This window comes from Achromobacter ruhlandii (assembly GCF_002082135.1).
Classification (GTDB): Bacteria; Pseudomonadota; Gammaproteobacteria; order Burkholderiales; family Burkholderiaceae_B; genus Achromobacter; species Achromobacter ruhlandii.
Genome location: NZ_CP017433.1, coordinates 5,553,225 through 5,574,068, shown reverse-complemented (window position 1 = coordinate 5,574,068; position 20,844 = coordinate 5,553,225). Strand labels below are relative to the sequence as shown.

The 20,844-nt window shown below is 67.6% G+C and carries 17 protein-coding genes; 5 read left to right on the top strand and 12 right to left on the bottom strand.

Annotated features, from left to right (window positions below; genetic code table 11):
* The first annotated feature begins 89 nt into the window (after window positions 1-89).
* Window positions 90-1,634, top strand: coding sequence for a methyl-accepting chemotaxis protein (locus AruCF_RS25300; protein WP_049071761.1), 1,545 nt, complete (start codon window positions 90-92; stop codon window positions 1,632-1,634).
* On the opposite strand, the gene dapA is transcribed toward AruCF_RS25300, so the two are convergent.
* The 9 genes from dapA to kdpF all read right to left on the bottom strand — a co-directional run bounded on the left by dapA (window position 1,612) and on the right by kdpF (window position 12,321).
* Window positions 1,612-2,511, bottom strand: a complete 900-nt coding sequence (gene dapA, locus AruCF_RS25295) for a 4-hydroxy-tetrahydrodipicolinate synthase (protein WP_049071763.1) — start codon at window positions 2,509-2,511, stop codon at window positions 1,612-1,614. The genes AruCF_RS25300 and dapA overlap by 23 nt on opposite strands.
* 3 nt (window positions 2,512-2,514) lie before the next feature.
* Complete coding sequence (locus tag AruCF_RS25290; RefSeq protein ID WP_235432742.1) at window positions 2,515-2,838, bottom strand: hypothetical protein; 324 nt, start codon at window positions 2,836-2,838, stop codon at window positions 2,515-2,517.
* A gap of 141 nt (window positions 2,839-2,979) precedes the next feature.
* Window positions 2,980-3,741, bottom strand: a complete 762-nt coding sequence (locus tag AruCF_RS25285; protein ID WP_049071766.1) for a TorF family putative porin — start codon at window positions 3,739-3,741, stop codon at window positions 2,980-2,982.
* Between the two features lie 333 nt (window positions 3,742-4,074).
* On the bottom strand, window positions 4,075-4,767 hold the full coding sequence (gene kdpE / locus AruCF_RS25280; protein WP_049071769.1) for a two-component system response regulator KdpE: 693 nt from the start codon (window positions 4,765-4,767) through the stop codon (window positions 4,075-4,077).
* Between the two features lie 9 nt (window positions 4,768-4,776).
* Window positions 4,777-7,563 (bottom strand): DUF4118 domain-containing protein, encoded by a 2,787-nt coding sequence (locus AruCF_RS25275; protein WP_049071771.1) that lies wholly within the window; start codon window positions 7,561-7,563, stop codon window positions 4,777-4,779.
* A 51-nt stretch (window positions 7,564-7,614) separates the two neighbouring features.
* Window positions 7,615-8,223 (bottom strand): potassium-transporting ATPase subunit KdpC, encoded by a 609-nt coding sequence (kdpC, locus tag AruCF_RS25270; RefSeq protein ID WP_049071772.1) that lies wholly within the window; start codon window positions 8,221-8,223, stop codon window positions 7,615-7,617.
* A 30-nt stretch (window positions 8,224-8,253) separates the two neighbouring features.
* Entirely contained in the window at window positions 8,254-10,413 is a 2,160-nt protein-coding gene (kdpB, locus tag AruCF_RS25265) for a potassium-transporting ATPase subunit KdpB (RefSeq protein WP_049071774.1), read from the bottom strand.
* Window positions 10,414-10,435: 22 nt separating this feature from the next.
* Window positions 10,436-12,232 (bottom strand): potassium-transporting ATPase subunit KdpA, encoded by a 1,797-nt coding sequence (gene kdpA, locus AruCF_RS25260; RefSeq protein WP_049071775.1) that lies wholly within the window; start codon window positions 12,230-12,232, stop codon window positions 10,436-10,438.
* Window positions 12,232-12,321: a K(+)-transporting ATPase subunit F gene (gene kdpF, locus AruCF_RS25255; RefSeq protein ID WP_049071776.1), complete on the bottom strand. Its 90-nt coding sequence runs from the start codon at window positions 12,319-12,321 to the stop codon at window positions 12,232-12,234. The genes kdpA and kdpF overlap by 1 nt, the downstream gene beginning before the upstream one ends.
* Window positions 12,322-13,056: 735 nt before the next feature.
* On the opposite strand from kdpF, the gene AruCF_RS25250 reads away from it, so the two are divergent.
* Entirely contained in the window at window positions 13,057-13,332 is a 276-nt protein-coding gene (locus tag AruCF_RS25250; protein ID WP_049071777.1) for a DUF4212 domain-containing protein, read from the top strand.
* The gene (locus tag AruCF_RS25245) at window positions 13,332-15,425 is read left to right on the top strand and encodes a sodium:solute symporter family protein (protein ID WP_049071778.1); all 2,094 of its coding nucleotides are present in this window, start codon (window positions 13,332-13,334) and stop codon (window positions 15,423-15,425) included. The genes AruCF_RS25250 and AruCF_RS25245 overlap by 1 nt, the downstream gene beginning before the upstream one ends.
* A gap of 67 nt (window positions 15,426-15,492) precedes the next feature.
* On the opposite strand, the gene AruCF_RS25240 is transcribed toward AruCF_RS25245, so the two are convergent.
* The 3 genes from AruCF_RS25240 to trxB are packed head-to-tail and all read right to left on the bottom strand — an operon-like array spanning window position 15,493 to window position 17,451.
* Entirely contained in the window at window positions 15,493-15,822 is a 330-nt protein-coding gene (locus AruCF_RS25240; protein WP_049071779.1) for a DMT family transporter, read from the bottom strand.
* Window positions 15,819-16,505, bottom strand: coding sequence for a Smr/MutS family protein (locus AruCF_RS25235; RefSeq protein ID WP_049071782.1), 687 nt, complete (start codon window positions 16,503-16,505; stop codon window positions 15,819-15,821). The genes AruCF_RS25240 and AruCF_RS25235 overlap by 4 nt, the downstream gene beginning before the upstream one ends.
* A complete protein-coding gene (gene trxB / locus AruCF_RS25230) occupies window positions 16,492-17,451 on the bottom strand; it encodes a thioredoxin-disulfide reductase (RefSeq protein WP_049071784.1) in 960 nt (319 codons plus the stop codon). Before trxB ends, AruCF_RS25235 begins: the two co-directional genes overlap by 14 nt.
* 42 nt (window positions 17,452-17,493) lie before the next feature.
* On the opposite strand from trxB, the gene AruCF_RS25225 reads away from it, so the two are divergent.
* Window positions 17,494-19,872, top strand: coding sequence for a DNA translocase FtsK (locus AruCF_RS25225; protein ID WP_104010435.1), 2,379 nt, complete (start codon window positions 17,494-17,496; stop codon window positions 19,870-19,872).
* Window positions 19,872-20,507 carry an outer membrane lipoprotein chaperone LolA gene (lolA, locus tag AruCF_RS25220; protein WP_049071788.1) on the top strand — a complete coding sequence of 212 codons (636 nt, stop codon included), beginning with the start codon at window positions 19,872-19,874 and terminating at the stop codon, window positions 20,505-20,507. The genes AruCF_RS25225 and lolA overlap by 1 nt, the downstream gene beginning before the upstream one ends.
* Window positions 20,508-20,844 lie beyond the last annotated feature (337 nt).

The following is a 20,844-nucleotide window of genomic DNA, read 5'->3' as shown; positions in this document are numbered from 1 at the left end:
CTCGTATTCTGATCGGACGCAAAGATAAATCGTCACATTTCGCCGTCTTTGGTTGCGGGCGCGGAAGGATACCGGGAAAGAGGGGGCCTATGAAGAATTCAAGTTTGCGCAGGGAGCTGCTGTGGTTCGTGCTGGCTATCGGGGTCGCGGTGCTGGCGCTGGGAGGCTGGGACGCCTGGGAGCGGCGGACCGAGATGCTGGATGGGCGCAAGACGGAACTGCGCCACGTGCTGGACCTGGCCGCCGGCATTGTGCGCAACGGCAAGCAGCGCGCCATCGACGAGGGGCTGTCGGCCGAGCAGGCCAAGCGCAATGTGGCGCAGCGGCTGGCGCAACTGCGCTACGGCGCGGACGGCTACGTCGGCGTGTTCGACGATGGCTATGCGCTGCTGGTGCATCCCGATGCCAAGCTTTTGGGGACCAACGTGCGCGCGGTCAAGGATAGCGGCGGATTGCCCATCTTCGAGAATCTGCACGAGCGCGGCAGAGAGGGCGGCGGCTTCGTCGAATACCTGTTTCCGCGGCCGGGCGCGGAGGAGTCCCTGCCCAAGATCAGCTATGCCGTCTACGACGCGGAATGGGGCTGGCTGATGTTCACCGGGCTGTATGTGGACGACGTCGATGCGGCCTTCAGCGCCACGCTGTGGCGCCAGGGCGGCGTGACGGTGCTGCTGCTGGCGGCGCTGCTGGCGGTGGCGTTGCGATTCTTCCGCTCGCACATCATCGGTCCCTTGGACGAGGCCGTGGCGGTCTGTGAACGGGTGGCGCAAGGGGACCTGTCCAGCGTCATCTCGCGCCACCATCGGGGCGAGATCGGCCGGCTGTTCGGCGCCATGGCAACGATGCAAGAGCGGCTGGACGTGGCGGTGCGCAGCATCGTGCACGCCACCGGTTCGATCGCGGCGGCTTCGCGCCAAATCGCAGCGGGCAGCATGGACCTGCACGATCGTACCGAGAAGCAGGCAGCCGCGCTGGAGCAGACCGCGGCCAGTGTCGAGCAGATCACCGCCACCGCCAAGCAGAGCGCCGATCACGTGCGTGAAGTGAGTGCGCTGGCGGGCGAGTCGGCGCAACTGGCGCGCCAGGGCAGCGAAGAGACCCAGCATGCGATCGATGCGATGCGCGAGATATCGCGCAGTTCGCAACGGATCGACGAGATCATTCGCCTGATCGATGAGATCGCCTTCCAGACCAATATCCTGGCGCTCAATGCCGCCGTGGAAGCGGCGCGCGCCGGCGAGCAGGGGCGCGGGTTCGCGGTGGTGGCGGGCGAGGTACGGGCGCTGGCGCAGCGTTCGGCCACCGCGGCCAAGGAGATCAAGACGCTGATCGAGGCCTCGTCGGGTTCGGTCGAACGCGGCAGCCAGCGTGTGGAGCAGGCCAGCGCCACTATGGGCAGCGTGCTGCAATCGGCGGCGACCAGCGCGCCGCTGATGGGCGAGATCGCCACCGCGTCGGCCGAGCAGAGTGTCGGCATCGAGCAGATCAATCAGGCGGTGACACACCTGGACAGCGTGACACAGCAGAACGCCGCGCTGGTCGAGGAGTTCGCGGCGTCGGCGTCCACGCTGCACGATCAGGCCGACGACCTGGCGCGCGCGGTGGCCGTGTTCAAGCTGTCTGCAGCCTATTAGGTGATCCCTGCACCACGCTCATGGCCCGTTGCAGGCGCGGGGTCAGCTCGCGGCTGGCGCTGGTCATGGGCAGGCGCAGCTCGTCGGCGATCAGGCCTTGCAGCGCCAGCGCGCGCTTGATTGGCGCCGGGTTGGGTTCGGCGAACAGCAGGCGGATCAGGCCGCGCAGGGGCTCGAACAGTTCGCGCGCGGCTTCGGCGTGGCCATCGCGCGCCAGCTGCATGACTTCGACGAAGCGTTCCGGAAACAGGTGCGCGGCCGCGGGAATGGCGCCGAGGCCGCCGGCCAGGAAATGGTCGAGCAGCGCCATGTCCTCGCCGCAGAGCGCCGCCAGGTGGCCGCGCGCGTTAAGCGCCATCAACACCGGGGGATTGCATTCCTTGACGGCGCGGAAGTTGGGCAGCAGCGCCAACGATTCCATGGTTTCGACCGTCATGGTGACGCCGGTCCGCTTGGGGATGTTGTAGAGGATGATGGGGCGCTCGGTGGCCCAGGCGATCTGCCGGTAGTGCCACAGAATGCCCTGTTGCGACGGGCCCAGGTAGTACGGCGGCGGTACCAGATAGCCCGCGGGCGCGTACTTGTCCAGGCGGCGGATGGCGGCTGCCACGCCGCGCGTGTCGACGCCGCCCGCGCCGAACACCAGCGGCAGGGCGTGCGGATCACGGCGGATGGCCTCGATCATCTCGATCTTCTCGGGGATGGAGAGCAGGTTGCCTTCGCCAGTGGAACCGAACAGCACCAGGCCGGCGATGCCCGCGTTGCGGTAGTAGCGCGCCAGCGCCTGGGCGGCTTCGCAATCGACGTAGCCGCCGCGCATCGGCGTGACCATCGGCAGCCAGAGGCCTTCGAAAGCGGGAGTGAGCGGGGTATCCATGGCTTATTGCACCGTGATGGCGGCCGCGGGGCGCAGCGGGCCGAATTCGGCCTGGGGCAGGCCGCACATCACCGCGTGCATCAGGGCGTCGACCTGGTTGCGGTCGCAATGCAGCTGCAGGATGCTCTGGCCATGGGCGTGATCCACCGATAGCACGTACACGCCAATGCGTTCGCCCAGCTCACGGTGCAGGGCCAGCCGGACCTTCAAGGCGTCCAGCGTGTCGATCCTGATGGTCAGGGAGACCATGTGCGCGGGTTGTGGCGCCTGGACCGAAGCGGGGCGTTCAAACGAGGCGTGCGTGCTGCGTTCTTGGAGGGGAATCATGGCGGTCGGGGGGCGCAGCCGTGAGGGCGGGCTCGCGCGTATCCGGTTGGTTGATGACGATTCCACTATAGAAAGCGGGCCGTAAAACCTGCCGATAAATGCGGGCGAGACGCGTAAAAAGCGCGTCAACGCCCGGGCGTTTCAGAAGGTCTTGGTCAGCGACAGCAGGCCGGTGGCGCGGCCCATGTAGCGGCCGCGGCTGTTGGTGTAGACGGCGCGGTCGGCGTTGGTGTCGATATAGGCGATCGAGATCGCCAGGCCCTGCCCGAAGTCCTTGGTCAAGCCCAGTTTCCAGTCGGTGTAGGCGCCGTCGGTGACGTTGCGGACCGTCTGGCGGCCGACATGGGCGTTGAGCGTCAGGCCCCAGACCCCGGTGTCGAAATTGCCGCTCAGGTCGAAGTACTGGCTGTACTTGCTGTCGGCGAAGCCGAACAGGTTGGTCATCGCGATCGAGTACTTGAACAGGACCGGGCCGTAGCCCAGGCCGGCATACAGCTCGGTGGTGTCGGGGCTGGTGTAGCCCGACGGGTAGTCGCCGGGGTAGTAGTACTGCAGCACGCCCAGGTCGAACGGCACGTTCGGCGCCAGGTTGCCCTTGTAGCCGCCGTAGAAGTCCATTTCCACCGGCGCCGAGACCTTGCTGTTGCTGTCGTTGAGCCAGCTGATGCTGGAGTTCCAGTTGCCCAGGTACAGGCCGCTGGCGTGCGTGAAATCGAAGCCGCCCTGGATTGCGGGCTGGTTGTTGGTCTGCATCAGGCCGCGGTAGCGGTACTGGCTGGCCAGGGTGACGTTGGCGGTCAGCGAGTACTCGGGGGCCGGCTCACCGGCGGCGGGCGCATCGGCGGCGTGCACGGGGGCGGCAAGGGCGAACAGCGCGAGCGCGGCCAGGGTGTTGCGGGACATGGAATTCTCCTGTGTTGGACGGGATCGCCACAATAGGAGAAGCGGCATAAACGGCGAGACAAGAGTGGCGCGATCCGCGTAAAGGGCGCGTCAATAGCGCGGATTGTCGCGCCTGTCCGGGCGCCGCACGGCAGTACCACGCAAGGCAGTACAACGCACGGCAATGCAACGCAAGGCAGCACAGCGCAGGGCGATACAACGCAAGACAATACAACGCTGGGTAATGCAACGCTGGGCAATGCGACGCTGGGCAATACGACGCCGGTCAATACAACGCCGGTCAATACAACCCATCGCTCCGCCTGGTTCAGCGCCTGCGCGGGGCGCGAGACGTCAGCCCGCGAAGCGGTAGCCCACGCCGATCTCGGTCAGCAGGTAGACCGGTTGCGCCGGATCGGCCTCGAGCTTCTGCCGCAGGTGGCCCATGTAGATCCGCAGGTAGTGGTTGCTTTCCACGTGCGACGGGCCCCAGACCTCGCGCAGCAGTTCGCGGTGGGTCATGACCTTGCCACGATGGGCCAGCAGCGCGGCCAGCAGGCGGTATTCCATGGCGGTAAGGTGCACGTGCTGGCCGCCGCGCTCGACCACGCGCTTGGCGAAGTCCACGCGCACCTCGCCGAAGCTGATCTCGGCGGCGCTGCCGGCGCCACCGCGGGCATGGCGCCGCAGCAGCACGCGCAGCCGCGCCAGCAGTTCGCTGACGCCGAACGGCTTGGTCAGGTAGTCGTCGGCGCCGGCGTCCAGCGCGGCCACCTTGTCGGCCTCGGCGGTGCGCGCCGACAGCACCAGCACCGGTACTTCGGTCCAGCCGCGCAGTTCGCGGATCAGGGTCATGCCGTCCTCGTCCGGCAGGCCCAGGTCCAGCACCACGGCGTCGGGCTGGCGGGTGCCGGCCTCGATCAGGCCACGCTTGACAGTGTCGGCTTCGAACACGGCGCAGCCTTCGCTCTCCAGGGCCTGGCGCACGAAGCGGCGGATATTGGCGTCGTCCTCGATGATCAGGACAGTAGGTTGAAAGTCGAACATGCGTTGGGCTCAGGCGGGCTCGGGTTGGATCGGGGGCGGCGTGCCCAGTGGCAGCGTGAAGACGAATTGAGCGCCGCTGGGCTGGCCTGGCGCGTGTTCGACCCAGATGCGGCCATGGTGCGCGCTGACGATGGCTTCGCACACGGCCAAGCCGAGGCCGACGCCGGGGGTGGCGGATTCGCGTTCGCCGCGGGTGAATTTCTCGAAGATGCGGCGCTCGGCGCCGGGCGCGACGCCGGGGCCGTTGTCGCACACCGCGACGCGCAGCTCGCCGTCCTGCGCCACGGCATGCAGGCGGATGACGCTGCCGGCCGGGGTGTACTTGGCGGCATTCTCCAGCAGGTTGCACAGCACCCGCTCGATCAGCACGCCATCGCATTCGACCAGCGGCAACCCGGACAGGCTGTCGACCGTGACCTGATGCGCCGCCAGCGCTTCGCGCATGGCGGCCAGCGAGGCGCCGACCAGCTCCTCGATCGACTGCCACTCCAGCCGCAGCGGCGTGTCGCGGCTCTGCAGCCGCGCCATGTCGAGCAGGTTGGCGACCAGCGCGTGCATGCGCTGTGCCTGGTCGCGCATGGCGCGGATGGTGTCCTGGATGTCGGCCGGCAATGCGTCCTGGCGCCGCATCAGCGTGTCGGTCATGCCGACCAGGCTGGTGAGCGGCGTGCGCAGGTCGTGCGAAACCGCGGCCAGCAGCGAGTTGCGCAGTTTTTCGGATTCCATGCTGACCAGCGCCTGCTGCGCCACTTCGACATAATGCAGGCGCTCCAGGGCGATGGCGATGAGCGTGGCGTAGGCCTCGATCTGGCGGCGCGAGTCGGGCTGCGAGAACAGGCTGCGGCGCGGCGCCGCCAGCGCCAGTACGCCGCGGGTGCGCATCGGCGCCTTCAGCGGCAGGTACAGCAGGTCGCTGTTGGACAGCGTGGCGGTGCCGGCGCCGGCCGGCTGGCCGTGGTCGTAGACCCACTGGGCCAGCGCCGACTCCAGCGGCGGCATGTCGTCGGCGGCGGGCGAGGCTAGCTTGAGGCGGTCGTCCAGGCCCAGGATGTAGAGCGCGCAGCGCGAGCCGAAAGTGGCGTGCACGAAGGCGCCGGCGGACGCGACGATCTGCTCGGGCAAGAGCGCCGATGACAGCTCGCGCGCGAACTCGTACAGGCTGCGGGCGTCGGCCTCGCGTTTGACGGAGGCCTGAGCCTGCAAACGCAGGCCGGCGGTGAGCTGGCCGATCAACAGGCCCACGGCCAGCAGCACGCCGAAGGTCAGCAGGTACTGCACGTCCGACACGGCGAACGAGGCCAGCGGCTGCACGAAGAAGAAGTCGAACAGCCCCACGCTGACGACCGAGGCCAGCGCGGCCGGGCCGCGGCCATGGCGCAGCGCCACCGCCACCACCGCCAGCAGGAACAGCATGACGATGTTGGTCTGGTGCAGCGCCGGGAACGCCAGCGCCGACAGCGCGGTGGCCACTGCGCAATAGCAGAGGGCCCAGGCATAGCCGGCGAGCGCCAGCGGGCCGCGTTCGTCGGCCGCCTGGCGACCGCGGCGGCCGAGCGTCAGCGGATCGCGGCCCGGCACGCTGGCGGCGGGCAGGGGCGGGGCGCCCAGGCGGATGATGTCGATCTCGGGGCAGCCGGCGGCCAGCATGTCGGCGAAGCTGTGACGGCGCCACAGCCAGCCGGGGCTGATGGCCGCCGTCAACAGGGCCGACAGCGACAGCCGCAGGCGCTGCAGGCCGCTGGCGCGGGTGCGGCCGACGATGGCCTTGGTGATGTTGTGGCGGCGCACGTAGCGCACCACGGCGTCGACCATGTCGCCGCCAGCCAGGGTTTCGCAACGCGCGCCGAGCGAGTCGGCCAGCGCCAGGCTGCGTTGCAGCCGTTCCTGCTCGGCCTGCGGCGGCGGCGCGGCGCGCGGCACGTCGATGGTGACCACGTGCAGGTCACACTCCAGCTGCTGGCTGAGGCGGTGGGCGCTGCGGATGACGTATTCGGCGTCGGCGTCGGGGCCGATGCAGGCCACCACCGCTTCGCGCGTGCGCCACACCGGCTCGATGGCGCGGTCGCGGCGATAGGCCTGGACGTCGTCGTCGACGTGGTCGGCGGTGCGGCGCAGCGCCAGCTCGCGCAGCGCGATCAGGTTGCCCTTGCGGAAGAAGTTGCGGGTGGCGTGGCGCGCCTGCTCGGGCAGGTAGACCTTGCCTTCCTTCAGGCGGCGCAGCAGTTCGTCGGCCGACAGGTCGACCAGGATGACTTCGTCGGCGGCGTCGAAGACCTCGTCGGGCACGGTTTCCCAGACCCGCACGCCGGTGATGCTGCCGACGGCCTCGTTGAGGCTGTCCAGGTGCTGCACGTTGAGCGTGGTCCAGGCGTCGATGCCGGCCGCCAGCAGTTCGTGAATGTCCTGCCAGCGCTTGGCGTGGCGCGAACCGGGCGCGTTGGAGTGGGCCAGTTCGTCGACCAGCACCAGATCGGGATGCGCCCGCAGCGCGCCATCCAGGTCGAATTCCTTGAGCGCGTGGCCGCGGTAGGCGACCTCTTTGAGCGGCAGGACCGCCAGGCCTTCGAGCAGGGCGGCGGTTTCGCGGCGGCCGTGTGTTTCGACGATGCCGGCCAGCACGCGGGCGCCCTGCGCGGCATGGGCTCGGGCGGCCACCAGCATGGCGTAGGTCTTGCCGACGCCGGCGGACGAGCCGAAGTAGACCCGCAACTTGCCGCGCACCGCCTGGCGCGCGGCAGCGTCGAGGTCTTTCAAGAGCGCGTCCGGATCGGGACGCTCGCCAGCATTGTCAGCCATGAACGCGCAGGTGAAGTGGGGGAACGGCTGGCAATACTATACGCCGGCGTGTCATTTCACCGGCGCCAGCTGGTCCAGCGCCAGATTGAGCTTGAGCACGTTGACCACGGGGTCGCCAAGCACGCCCAGCCAGGGCTTGCTGGTGTTGGCCGCGATCAGCGCGTCGACCTTGTCGCGCGGCAGCTGGCGGGCGCGGGCCACGCGCGCGGCCTGGTAGGCCGCGGCGGCTGGACTGATGTGCGGATCAAGGCCGCTGCCCGAGGCAGTGATGAGGTCCACCGGCACCGGGGTGGGATTGTCGGGGTCGGCCGCCTTGAGGGCGGCGATGCGCGCCTGCACGGCCTCGGCCAGCGCCGGATTGCGCGGGCCCAGGTTCGAGCCGCCGGAGTTGGCGGCGTTGTACGGCATCGGCGAGGTGGCCGACGGCCGGCCCCAGAAGTACTGCGGCGCGCTGAACGACTGGCCGATCCATTCCGAGCCGACCACCTTGTCGCCCTGGCGGATCAGCGAACCCGACGCTTCATGCGGGAACACGGCGGCGGCGATGCCGGTGGTCAGGAAGGGGTAGGCCAGGCCGGTCACCAGCGACAGGGCGGCGAACACGACCAGCGCGGGGCGCAGGATGCCGCCTTGGCGCGGCAGGGGAAGAGCTTGTTTCATGAGGGGTTCCTTTCCAGTGACGAGCGCGGGTCAGACCCAGCCCAGGGCGGCCAGCACCATGTCGACCAGCTTGATGCCGGCGAACGGCACCAGCAGGCCGCCCAGTCCGTAGATCAGCAGATTGCGGCGCAGCAGGACCGAGGCGCCCAGCGGACGGTAGCGCACGCCCTTGAGCGCCAGCGGGATCAGCACGATGATGATGAGCGCATTGAAGATCACGGCCGACAGGATGGCCGAGGCCGGCGTGGCCAGGCCCATGATGTTCAGCACGTTCAACTGCGGGTACACCGTGGCGAACGCCGCCGGGATGATGGCGAAGTACTTGGCCACGTCGTTGGCGATGCTGAACGTGGTGAGCGCGCCGCGCGTCATCAGCATCTGCTTGCCGATCTCGACGATCTCGATGAGCTTGGTGGGATTGGAGTCCAGGTCCACCATGTTGCCCGCTTCCTTGGCGGCCTGGGTGCCCGAGTTCATCGCGACCGCAACGTCGGCCTGTGCCAGCGCCGGCGCGTCGTTGGTGCCGTCGCCGGTCATCGCCACCAGGCGGCCTTCGCCCTGGTAGGCGCGGATCAGCTTGAGCTTGGCTTCCGGCGTGGCTTCCGCGAGGAAGTCGTCGACGCCCGCTTCGGCGGCGATGGACGCGGCGGTGAGCTTGTTGTCGCCGGTGATCATCACCGTCTTGATGCCCATGCGGCGCAGCTCGGCGAAGCGCGACTGGATGTCGGGCTTGACGATGTCCTTGAGCTCGACCACGCCCAGCGCGCGGTTGCCGTCGCTGACCATCAGCGGCGTGCTGCCGCGGCGCGCCACGTCCTCGGCCAGGCGCAGCACCTGTTCGGGCACGATGGCGTCCTGCTCGGCCAGCCAGGCGCGCACCGCGTCGACCGCGCCCTTGCGGATCATGCGGTCTTTCAGGTTGACGCCGCTCATGCGGGTCTGCGCGGTGAAGGGCACGTACTCGGCATCGGCGGCGCGCACGGCCGGCGCGTGGATGGCCTTGTCGGCCAGCGCCACGATGCTGCGGCCTTCGGGCGTTTCGTCGGCCAGCGAGGCCAGGCGCGCCGCGTCCGCCAGTTCGCTCGGCGATACGCCGGGCGCGGGCAGGAAGGTCGAGGCCTGGCGGTTGCCGAAGGTGATGGTGCCGGTCTTGTCCAGCAGCAGCACGTCGACATCGCCGGCGGCTTCCACCGCGCGGCCCGAGGTGGCGATGACATTGGCGCCCATCATGCGGCTCATGCCCGCCACGCCGATGGCCGACAGCAGCCCGCCGATGGTGGTGGGGATCAGGCACACCAGCAGCGCCACCAGCACCGTGACGGTGACGGCGCTGCCGCCGCCAGCGGCCGTGACCGAGTAGATCGAGAACGGCATCAGCGTCGCGACCACCAGCAGGAACACCACCGTCAGGCCGACCAGCAGGATCGTCAGCGCCAGTTCGTTGGGGGTCTTCTGGCGCTTGGCGCCTTCGACCATGGCGATCATGCGGTCCAGGAAACTCTCGCCCGGATCGGCGGCGATGCGCACGAAGATCCAGTCGGACAGCACCCGCGTGCCGCCGGTGACGGACGAGAAGTCGCCGCCCGATTCGCGGATGACCGGCGCCGATTCGCCGGTGATGGCGCTTTCATCGACCGACGCGACGCCGGCGATGACCTGGCCGTCGCCCGGGATGGTTTCGCCGGCTTCCACCAGCACCACGTCATTGCGGCGCAGCAGCCCGGAGGCCTGCTTGACGGCCTGGTTGCGCCACTGTGCGGGTTCGGCGCGGGCGGCATCCTCGTCGCGGAAACCCTTGAGCAGGCGCGCATCGATGGTGGTGCGCAGGCCGCGCAGGGTCGCGGCCTGCTGCTTGCCGCGGCCCTCGGCCAGCGCTTCGGCGAAGTTGGCGAACAGCACCGTGAACCAGAGCCACACCGAGATCGCGAGGATGAAGCCCGCGGGCGCCTCGGCCTGGCCGCGCAGCGCCATGATCCACAGGATGGTGGTCAGGATGCTGCCCACGTAGACCACGAACATCACGGGGTTCTTGAGCTGCGCGGCGGGCGAGAGCTTGCGCAGGCTGTCCAGCAGCGCGGGGCCGACCAGCGCCCCCGACCACATGCCGAACTTGCGTTCGAGCGGCGCGGCCGACGGCGCGCGGGCGGCGCCGCCGCCGGCGCCTTGGGTTGGCATATCAATCTTGGCCATTTTCTTTCCTAGCCTGTTGCATTCAGGGTTGCAGGTGTTCCGCGACCGGGCCCAGGGCCAGCGCGGGCACATAAGTCAGGGCGCCCACCAGCAGCACCGCGCCGATCAGCAGCACCACGAAGAGGGGGCCGGTGGTCGGCATGCTGCCGGGCCCGGCGGGCAGGCGGCGCTTGGCCGCCAGCGAGCCGGCCATCGCCAGCACCGCGACGATGATGGCGAAGCGGCCGAACCACATGGCGATGCCCAGCAGCACGTTGTAGAAGGGCGTGTTGGCGGACAGGCCGGCGAAGGCGCTGCCGTTGTTGTTGGCGGCCGAGGACAGTCCGTACAGGATCTCGGAGAAGCCGTGGATGCCTGGGTTCAGCACGCCGGCCTGGCCGGCCGTCACCGACACCGCCAGCGCGGTGCCGCCGAGCACCAGCAGCGGCGTCGCCAGGATGACGATAGAGACCATCTTCATGTCGTAGGCCTCGATCTTCTTGCCCAGGTACTCGGGGGTGCGGCCGATCATCAGCCCGGCGATGAAGACGCCGAGGATGGCGAACGCCAGCATGCCGTAGAGGCCGGAGCCGACCCCGCCGTAGACCACTTCGCCCAGCTGCATCAGCAGCATTGGCGACAGTCCGCCCATGGCGCTGAGCGAATCGTGCATGCCGTTGACCGCGCCGCAGGAGGCCGCCGTGGTGATGGTGGCGAACAGCGAGGTGGCGGCGATGCCGAAGCGGGTCTCCTTGCCTTCCATGTTACCGCCCGGCGAGAGCGCGCTCATGGCGCTGTCGACGCCGGTCTGGGCCGTCATCGGATTGGGCTGCTGCTCGAAATAGGCGGTGCTCAGGGCGAACACGGCGAACAGCAGCGTCATGGCCGCCAGGATGGCGATGCCCTGGCGCCGGTTGCCGACCATCTCGCCGAAGCTGAAGCACAGCGCCGCCGGGATCGCCAGGATCGCCAGCATCTCCAGGAAGTTCGACAGGGCCGTCGGGTTTTCATAGGGATGCGCGGAGTTGGCGTTGAAGAAGCCGCCGCCGTTGGTGCCCAGCAGCTTGATCGCTTCCTGCGAGGCGACCGGGCCCATGGCCAGCGTCTGCGTCTGGGTGACGGCGGGGTCGGTCACGGGCTGGCCCTTGGCATCGAGCACCGGCTGACCCTGGGCGTCCACGCGCGGTTGGTCATAGTGCAGGGCTTCGACCGTCTGCACGTCCTGGTAGGGGCTGAAGTTCTGGATCACGCCCTGGCTGACCAGTGCCAGCGCCAGCACCAGGGACAGGGGCAGCAGCACGTACAACGTGCTGCGCACCATGTCGGCCCAGAAGTTGCCCACCGTGGCCGAGCAATGGCGCGCCAGCCCGCGGATCAGCGCGAACAGCACCGCGATGCCGGTGGCGGCCGAGACGAAGTTCTGCACCGTCAGCGCCAGCATCTGCGTCAGGTAGCTCATCGTCGATTCGCCGCCGTAGCCCTGCCAGTTGGTGTTGGTGACGAAGCTGATGGCGGTGTTGAGCGAGGAATCGGGCGAGACGGCGCCCATGCCGGCCGGGTTCAGCGGCAGCAGGCCCTGCAGGCGTTGCAGCGCGTAGACCGCCACGATGCCCAGGATGTTGAAGGCAAGCACGGCCAGCGCATAGCGCTTCCAGCCCATTTCGGCTTGCGGGTCGATGCCCGCCAGCCGGTAGATGCCACGTTCCAGCGGGCGGCCCCAGGCGGTCAGCCGGGATTGCCCGTTTTCCATGGCGATGCGGATGTAGCGTCCCAGGAAGGGCGCGATCGCGAGCAGGACCGCCAGGTACACGACCAGCAGTCCGATGAATTCGGCAGTCATCAGAACTTCTCCGGTTTGAACAGGGCGACCAGCAGGTATACGAACAGCAGCGCGGACGTGATGTCGCTCAGCCAGTAGAGCCAGCTCATGATTGCTCTCCCGAGGACAAGGCTTCGCAGAACGAGACCAGGGCGTAGGTCAGCCCGGTCACGACGGCGAAGATCGCGATATAGATGGCATCCACGTTTTTCCTCCCGGGAGCGGGGCTCCCTTCGAACGACGGGCCCGGGCGGCAAAAGGGGATGCGGACCGCGCGGGCGAAGTGACCAATCAGGACACCGGCAGGTTACGGAGCGGGGGGTAAAAACGGGGTATAGCTTTGGCGCAGGGGTGTAAACGGAACGTAAAGACGCGCTGGCATCATCCGGTCTACGCATGCGCCGCGATGGCGCGGCGCGGGTGCCCGGAAGCGGGCGGCGCGGCGGGGAGTTGAGGCAGGCTCAAAATCGGGGCCGCCGGCAGCGTCCGGAAGGCGGGCTGGGGTGGAAAAAATCCCAATATTTAGAACGGAGACGCCAAAATGCACTACTGTGGTGCATGGAATATGTAAATGAATGCGCCGAATTAGGGCATTCCCCTAGTGTGACATTCCCGCATCTGGTGCAGAATCTCTTCCCATGCAGGTGAGGAGACAAAGCCCTGCATGGGCAATTACCGGCGGCACCGGTACATAAAAAAGTAGCAGTACTCAAGAAAAGCAAAACGCACAACGGCTGGCACCAGGCAGTGCCGGCCGTTGTCGCATAAAAAGCCCGCATTTCATCCAGCCAGGGTTTTCAAGCGCCGCGTTTCGCGATATTCCTCAGGTTTCGCTCACGCCAGCTATGCCGGAATCCCGCGTTTCCCCCGAGCCCATCCCGTCCCGCTATTGGCGCCGCAATGTGCGCCTGATCGTCGTGCTGGCGGTCGTTTGGGCGGCGCTGACATTCATTCCATCCTATTTCGCCCGCGACCTGTCGTTCGACTTCATCGGCTGGCCCTTCTCGTTCTGGATGGCGGCCTATGGCGCGCCTTTGGCCTACCTCGTCATCATCTGCATCTACGCCCGGATCATGAACCGCGCCGACCAACGCGGGGACGAGGCCAAGGAGAGCCGCTGATGCCGTTCGGCGGAGACACCCCGCAGGAATTCCGGATCCGGCTGCGCCGTATCTACGTGCTGTATACGGCCGGCTTCGCACTGATGATCCTGCTGATGGCGCTGGCCGAGATCCTGGGCCTGCCGCGCAACTGGATCGGCTACGTGTTCCTGCTGGTGACCGTGAGCCTGTACGCGGGCATCGGTATTGTCTGCCGCACCTCCGATCAGGTTGAATACTACGTCGCCGGCCGGCGGGTGCCGGCCATCTACAACGGCATGGCGACCGCGGCCGACTGGATGTCGGTGGCCTCGTTCATCGGCGTCGCCGGCACGCTCTACCTGACCGGCTATGGCGGGTTGGCCTACATCATGGGCTGGACTGGCGGCTATGTGCTGGTGGCGATGCTGCTGGCGCCTTATCTGCGCCGTTTCGGCCAATACACCATTCCCGATTTCATGGGCGCGCGCTATGGCGGCAACCTGCCGCGGCTGGCGGGCGTGGCCTGCGCCATCCTCTGTTCGTTCACCTATCTCGTGGCGCAGATCTACGGCGTCGGCATCATCACCACGCGCATGACCGGCATTTCGTTCGAGCTGGGCATCTTCGTGGCGCTGGGCGGCATGCTGGTCTGTTCGTTCCTGGGCGGCATGCGCGCCGTCACGTGGACCCAGGTGGGGCAGTACATCATCCTGGTCATCGCCTACCTGGTGCCGGTGGTCTGGCTGTCGATCAAGCACACCGACATGCCGGTGCCGCAACTGTCGGCCGGCGTGGTGCTGCAGGAGGTGACGGAAAAAGAGGTCTACCTGAAGAACGATCCGGCCGAGATCGAGGTGCGCCGCCTGTGGCAGGAACGGGCCGACGAGATGGCGCAGCGGGTGCGCGACCTGCCGGAATCCTGGGCGCTGGAAAAGGACAAGCTGCGCAGCCGCCTGGCGCAGCTCAACGCCAGTGACGCGCCGATGGTCGAGATCCGCTCGGTCGAGCGCGAACTGGCGGCGTTTCCCCCCACGGTGGAAGAGGCCCGCGTTGCCTGGTCGCAGGCCAAGGCCACCTTCGAGGCGCGCGCCGCGCCGCTGACCCCGCATGCCGAACCGTTCCCGTCCGCCGATCCCGAGGAACGGCGCAACATGCGCATCAATTTCCTGGCGCTGGTGCTGTGCCTGATGCTGGGCACGGCGGGCATGCCGCACATCCTGATGCGGTCATACACCACCTCGTCGGTGATCGAGGCGCGCCGGTCGGTGTGCTGGTCGCTATTGTTCATCCTGCTGCTGTATTTCATGGCGCCAGCGCTGGCGTTGCTGGTGAAGTACGAGGTCTATACGCAGGTGGTGGGGTCGAATTTCCTCAGCCTGCCGAACTGGGTCCATGCCTGGAGCGCGGTCGACAGCAACCTGCTGGACGTCACCGACATCAACCGCGATGGCGTGGTGCAGCTCAGCGAGATCAGCATTGGCGCGGATGTGGTGGTGCTGGCCATGCCTGAAATAGGCGGGCTGCCCTATGTGATTTCCGGGCTGGTGGCGGCGGGCGGCCTGGCGGCCGCGCTATCGACCGCCGATGGCCTGCTGCTGACCCTGTCCAATTCGCTGTCGCACGACATGTGGTATCGGATGGTGTCGCCGCGCATGTCGGCGGCGCGGCGGGTGATGGTATCCAAGATCCTCCTGCTGGTGGTGGCGTTTGGCGCGGCCTGGGTGGCGGCGCGCAAGCCGGCGGATATTCTCTTCATGGTGTCGGCGGCGTTCTCGTTCGCGGCCTCGTCGTTCTTCCCGGCGCTGGTGATGGGCGTGTTCTGGCGCCGCGCCAACAAATGGGGCGCCACGCTCGGCATGGCGGCGGGCCTGCTGGCGACCTTCGCCTACATGACGCACACGCATCCGTGGCTGCGCGAGTGGGTGCTGGGGATCTCGCGGACCCAGCCGGTGGACCTGTGGTGGGGCATCCAGCCGATCGCGGCCGGCGTGTTCGGCGCGCCGGTGGCGTTCCTGACGATCGTCGTGGTGTCGCTGCTGACGCCGCCGCCCGACCGCGCCACGCTGGCGCTGGTGGACTACCTGCGCCATCCGGGCGCGCCGAAGCCGCCGGCGGAGAACGGCACGGCCTGAGGCGGATGGGGGAGAGGGCGGCCCTGACGAGCAGGAGGTACGGCCCCGGGCTTGCGCCCGGGACGGCTTAGTGCGACACGGACTTCGAGAAGACGTTCATGACCACCACGCCGGCGATGATCAGGCCGATGCCGATCAGCGCCGGGGTGTCCAGGTGCTGCTTGAAGAACAGCGCGCCCACGATGGAGATCAGCACAATGCCCACGCCCGACCAGATGGCGTAGGCGATGCCGACCGGCACCTCGCGCAGCGTCAGCGACAGGAAGTAGAACGAGATCATGTAGCCGAACACCGTCACCACCGAGGGCGCCAGCCGCGAAAAGCCGTCGGAGCTTTTCAGGGCGCTGGTGGCGAAGATCTCGGCGACGATGGCGATGCCCAGGTAGAGCCACTTCATTTGCGCGGCCCCTCGGATTGGCGCAGCAGCACCAGCAGGGCGCCGGCGCCGCCTTCGCGCTCGGGCGCCTCGGAGAATGCCAGCACCTCGTTCTTCTGCACCAGCCAGGTGCGGGCCTTGTCTTTCAGCACCGGTTCCAGGCCCTGCGAGCCATAGCCCTTGCCATGCACGATGCGCACGCAGCGGATGCCGTGTTCCTGGCACTCGTCCAGGAACGACAGCATGGCGTGGCGCGCCTGCTCCACGCGCAGGCCGTGCAGGTCGAGCTCGGCGCCCGCCCGCCACTGGCCGCGGCGCAGGTTGCGCGCCGTATCGGGCGCGGCGTCGCCGCGCACGAAGGCGGTGCCGCCTTCGGATAGCAGGTGCGTGATTTCGCCACCGTCCGAGACGCCGGCATCGGCGCGCGTGGCGGTCTCGCCCAAGGCGTTGGCGCGGCGCAGGGCCGGGGCCGGCTGCGGCACAGGCTTGTGCTCGGCGCGCGCGACCTGCCTGATCGGCTTGACCGTCTGCATGCTGCGCCGGAATGCGGCCATGTCGTCGGCCGGATCGGTGTCCGCGCCGGGCGCCGGCGCGGTTTTCTTCAGCGCCGCCACGCGCTGGGCGAGGGCGGCGCGTTCCTGCTCGGCCTGCAGGTCTTTCTTGAGGCGTTTCAGGTCGGCCGCGCCGACCTTATTGCCCCGCATTCTCCAGCCACCGTTGTGCGTCCAGGGCGGCCATGCAGCCCGTGCCGGCGCTGGTGATGGCCTGGCGATAGACGTGGTCCTGCACGTCGCCGGCGGCGAACACGCCCGGGACCGAGGTCATGGTGGCCATGCCGGACAGGCCGCTCTTGGTGACGATGTAGCCGTCCTTCATGTCGAGCTGACCCTGGAAGATCTCGGTGTTGGGCTGGTGGCCGATGGCGATGAAGGCGCCGGTGGCCTTCAGGTCTTCGGTGGCGCCGGTGTCGACGTGGCGCACGCGCACGCCGGTGACGCCGCTGTCGTCGCCCAGCACTTCTTCCAGCGTATGGAACAGCTTCAGTTCCATGTTGCCGTTTTCGACCTTGCTCATCAGCTTGTCGACCAGGATCGGCTCGGCGCGGAACTTGTCGCGGCGGTGGATCAGGGTGACCTTGCGGCAGATGTTGGACAGGTACAGGGCTTCCTCGACGGCGGTGTTGCCGCCGCCGACCACGACCACGTCCTGGTTGCGGTAGAAGAAGCCGTCGCAGGTGGCGCAGCCGGACACGCCGCGGCCCATGAAGGCCTCTTCGGACGGCAGGCCCAGGTACTTGGCCGAGGCGCCGGTGGCGATGATCAGGGCGTCGCAGGTGTAGACCTTGCCGGTGTCGCCGGTCAGGGTGAACGGGCGCTTGGACAGGTCGACCTTGGCGATGTGGTCGAACAGCATTTCGGTGTTGAAGCGCTCGGCGTGCTTCTGGAAGCGCTGCATCAGGTCCGGACCCTGCACGCCGTCGGCGTCGGCCGGCCAGTTGTCGACGTCCGTGGTGGTCATCAGCTGGCCGCCTTGGGCCAAACCTGTAACAAGGACGGGGCTCAGATTGGCGCGTGCCGCATAGACGGCCGCCGTGTAACCGGCGGGGCCGGATCCGAGTATCAAAACTTTAGCGTGCGTAGGCGTGGACATGGGCGGGTATCTTTAGGTTAACGCCCAATTATAATGAGCCGCATGCCGCGTATCTCGACTGCTTCTCCGCGCGCTTCGCGCAACACCCGCAACGGGCCCTCGCCACTGCAGACGCGTATCTCCGCGTTGCTGCGCGAAGCCCGCTGGATCCTCTTCGCCGCCCTGGCGGCCTGGCTCACCCTGGTGCTGGCCACCTGGAGCGCCGCCGACCCGGGCTGGTCGCATTCCGTCCCCGCCGGCGTCATCCACAACAAGGGCGGGACCCTGGGCGCCTACCTGGCGGACATCCTGCTGTACCTGTTCGGTTTCTCCGCCTGGTGGTGGGTGATCCTGCTGCTGCACCGCGTGCGGGCGGGTTACCGCCGCCTTGCCAGCCATCTTCGTGTTACCAATGGTAAGCAGCCTGAGGTGTTGCCTCGGGTCCACTGGGAAGAGGGCATCGGTTTCTTCCTGCTGCTGGTCGGCTCGCTGGGCATGGAAGCCCTGCGCCTGGCCAGCCGCGGTACCCACCTGCCGGGCGCCTCGGAAAGCGCCAGCGGCGCTGGCGGCGTCATCGGCCACACCCTGGCCGACCTGATGGGCCGCAGCATCGGCTTCACCGGCAGCACGCTGGCCTTTTTGGTGATGCTGGCGATCGGCCTGAGCCTGTTCTTCTCGTTCTCGTGGCTGACCGTGGCCGAGCGCGTCGGCAGCTGGATCGAAGGCCTGGTGCGCCGGGTGCGCAATTCCTACGCCGCGCGCGAAGACCGCAAGGTCGGCGAGGTGGCCAAGGCCGTGCGCACCGAGCAGGTGGTGGCCAAGCAGGAAAAACTGGTGCATGAACAGCCGGTGCGCATCGAGCCGGCGATCACCGTGGTGCCCAAGTCCGAGCGCGTCGAGAAGGAAAAGCAGCAGTCGCTGTTCTTCGCGCCGCCGCCGGGCGGCGAGGGCGACCTGCCGGCCATCAGCCTGCTGGATCCGCCGCTGGCCAACCAGGAAACCGTGTCGGCCGAGACCATCGAGTTCACTTCGCGACTGATCGAAAAGAAGCTGGCCGACTTCGGCGTGTCCGTCACCGTGGTGGCGGCGCAGGCCGGTCCGGTCATCACGCGTTACGAAATCGAGCCGGCCACCGGCGTCAAGGGCAGCCAGATCGTCAATCTGGCCAAGGACCTGGCGCGCGCGCTCAGCCTGGTCAGCATCCGGGTGGTGGAAACCATTCCCGGCAAGAACCTGATGGGCCTGGAATTGCCCAACCCGCGGCGCCAGGTGGTCAAGCTGTCCGAGATCCTGGGCTCGCAGACCTACCACGCCAGCCATTCTGTGGTGACCATGGCGCTGGGCAAGGACATTGCCGGCAATCCGGTGGTGGCCGACCTGGCCAAGATGCCGCACCTGCTGGTGGCGGGCACCACCGGGTCGGGCAAGTCGGTCGGGATCAACGCCATGATCCTGTCGCTACTGTACAAGGCCGACGCCTCGCACACGCGCCTGATCCTGATCGATCCGAAGATGCTCGAAATGAGCGTCTACGAAGGCATTCCGCACCTGCTGGCGCCGGTGGTCACGGACATGCGCCATGCCGCCAACGCGCTGAACTGGTGCGTCGGCGAAATGGAGAAGCGCTACCGCCTGATGAGCAAGATGGGCGTGCGCAACCTGGCCGGCTACAACACCAAGATCCGCGACGCCATCAAGCGCGAGGAGCCGATCCCGAACCCGTTCTCGCTGACGCCGGACCAGCCGGAGCCGCTGTCGCCGCTGCCCACCATCGTGGTGGTCATCGACGAGCTGGCCGACCTGATGATGGTGGTGGGCAAGAAGATCGAAGAACTGATCGCCCGCCTGGCGCAGAAGGCGCGCGCTGCCGGCATCCACCTGATCCTGGCGACGCAGCGTCCCAGCGTGGATGTCATCACCGGGCTGATCAAGGCCAACATTCCGACCCGCATCGCGTTCCAGGTGTCGTCCAAGATCGACTCGCGCACCATTCTCGACCAGATGGGCGCGGAGACCCTGCTGGGCCAGGGCGACATGCTCTACATGCCGCCGGGCACCGGTCTGCCGGTGCGTGTGCACGGCGCCTTCGTCAGCGACGATGAAGTGCACCGCGTGGTCGAAAGCCTGAAGGCGCAGGGCGAGCCGAATTATGTCGAGGGCCTGCTGGAAGGCGGGCTGGACGGCGACGGCGGCGAAGGCGCCAGCAGCGTCACCGGCATCGGCGGCGACGCCGAGTCGGACCCGATGTACGACCAGGCCTGCGAGGTGGTGCTCAAGCATCGCCGCGCCTCGATCTCGCTGGTGCAGCGCCATCTGCGCATTGGTTACAACCGTGCGGCGCGGTTACTGGAACAGATGGAGCAATCGGGTATCGTGTCGGCGATGCAGTCCAATGGCAACCGGGAGATCCTGGTGCCCGCCGCCGCTCGAGAGGAAGCATGATGAAGACGTTTCGTGGCCTGGCCGCCGGCCTGGCCCTGTGCATGGCCCCGGCGTTGGCGCCGACCGCGGCCGTTGCCGCCACGGCGCAGGAACAGTTGCGCGCGTTCGTGAGCACGGTGACGGCGGCGACTGGCTCTTTTTCGCAGTACACCGTCAGCACGCAGGGGCGCACGCAGCCTGCGCAGACGGGGGTGTTCTCGTTCCAGCGGCCGGGCAAGTTCAAGTGGTCGGTGCAGAAGCCCTATGAGCAATTGGTGATTTCCGACGGCAAGCAGGTCTTCCAGTTCGATCCGGACCTGGCGCAGGTGACCGAGCGCAAGGTGGACGCCGCCATCGGGACGTCGCCGGCGGCGATTCTGTTCGGGTCGGGGTCGTTGGAGCAGTCGTTCGATGTGTCGGCGCTGCCGTCCAAGGATGGCATCGATTGGCTGCGGGCGAAGCCGCGCACGGCGGATGCGGGGTTCTCCCGGGTGGATATCGGCATGAAGGACAATCTGCCGGTGCGGGTTGAGCTGCTGGATTCGTTCGGGCAGACGACGCGGGTGGATCTTTCCGGGATCGTTCCCAATCCCAAGCTTGGGGAGGGGGAGTTTCGGTTTGTGGCGCCTAAGGGTGTGGATGTTGTCAAGATGTAGGGAGTCCGGCGGCGTCTGTGCTGAGTTGCTGTTGGGTTCTTGATTATTTCTTTGTTGGTCGGTGCGGTGCTTGCTTCGTAGGCCGCCCGTCACGGGGCGCGCAGGCGGTGAGCGCGCCAACGATTGCGGTCCGGAGCGTTCGCTCCGGACTTGCCTAGGCGGCCCCCCCCTTCCTCATCTTCGTCCAGGCCTTCGGCCTTCCCTTCAGATTCCGTCGGGCGCATCGACGGCGCGCTCACCGCCTGCGCGCCCCGCGCCGGGCTACCAGTTTCGAGAAATGACGCGCTGCTGGACCTTGGGGCATGGGAGAGGTTTGCGTTGCCCGCAAAAAAACGGC

What these genes read in the sequence shown, in the direction of transcription:
- AruCF_RS25300 (WP_049071761.1), top strand. Translation starts at nt 90, where the DNA reads ATGAAGAATTCAAGTTTGCGCAGGGAGCTGCTGTGGTTCGTGCTGGCT.
- dapA (WP_049071763.1), bottom strand. Translation starts at nt 2,511, where the DNA reads ATGGATACCCCGCTCACTCCCGCTTTCGAAGGCCTCTGGCTGCCGATG.
- AruCF_RS25290 (WP_235432742.1), bottom strand. Translation starts at nt 2,838, where the DNA reads ATGATTCCCCTCCAAGAACGCAGCACGCACGCCTCGTTTGAACGCCCC.
- AruCF_RS25285 (WP_049071766.1), bottom strand. Translation starts at nt 3,741, where the DNA reads ATGTCCCGCAACACCCTGGCCGCGCTCGCGCTGTTCGCCCTTGCCGCC.
- kdpE (WP_049071769.1), bottom strand. Translation starts at nt 4,767, where the DNA reads ATGTTCGACTTTCAACCTACTGTCCTGATCATCGAGGACGACGCCAAT.
- AruCF_RS25275 (WP_049071771.1), bottom strand. Translation starts at nt 7,563, where the DNA reads ATGGCTGACAATGCTGGCGAGCGTCCCGATCCGGACGCGCTCTTGAAA.
- kdpC (WP_049071772.1), bottom strand. Translation starts at nt 8,223, where the DNA reads ATGAAACAAGCTCTTCCCCTGCCGCGCCAAGGCGGCATCCTGCGCCCC.
- kdpB (WP_049071774.1), bottom strand. Translation starts at nt 10,413, where the DNA reads ATGGCCAAGATTGATATGCCAACCCAAGGCGCCGGCGGCGGCGCCGCC.
- kdpA (WP_049071775.1), bottom strand. Translation starts at nt 12,232, where the DNA reads ATGACTGCCGAATTCATCGGACTGCTGGTCGTGTACCTGGCGGTCCTG.
- kdpF (WP_049071776.1), bottom strand. Translation starts at nt 12,321, where the DNA reads ATGAGCTGGCTCTACTGGCTGAGCGACATCACGTCCGCGCTGCTGTTC.
- AruCF_RS25250 (WP_049071777.1), top strand. Translation starts at nt 13,057, where the DNA reads ATGCCGGAATCCCGCGTTTCCCCCGAGCCCATCCCGTCCCGCTATTGG.
- AruCF_RS25245 (WP_049071778.1), top strand. Translation starts at nt 13,332, where the DNA reads ATGCCGTTCGGCGGAGACACCCCGCAGGAATTCCGGATCCGGCTGCGC.
- AruCF_RS25240 (WP_049071779.1), bottom strand. Translation starts at nt 15,822, where the DNA reads ATGAAGTGGCTCTACCTGGGCATCGCCATCGTCGCCGAGATCTTCGCC.
- AruCF_RS25235 (WP_049071782.1), bottom strand. Translation starts at nt 16,505, where the DNA reads ATGCGGGGCAATAAGGTCGGCGCGGCCGACCTGAAACGCCTCAAGAAA.
- trxB (WP_049071784.1), bottom strand. Translation starts at nt 17,451, where the DNA reads ATGTCCACGCCTACGCACGCTAAAGTTTTGATACTCGGATCCGGCCCC.
- AruCF_RS25225 (WP_104010435.1), top strand. Translation starts at nt 17,494, where the DNA reads ATGCCGCGTATCTCGACTGCTTCTCCGCGCGCTTCGCGCAACACCCGC.
- lolA (WP_049071788.1), top strand. Translation starts at nt 19,872, where the DNA reads ATGAAGACGTTTCGTGGCCTGGCCGCCGGCCTGGCCCTGTGCATGGCC.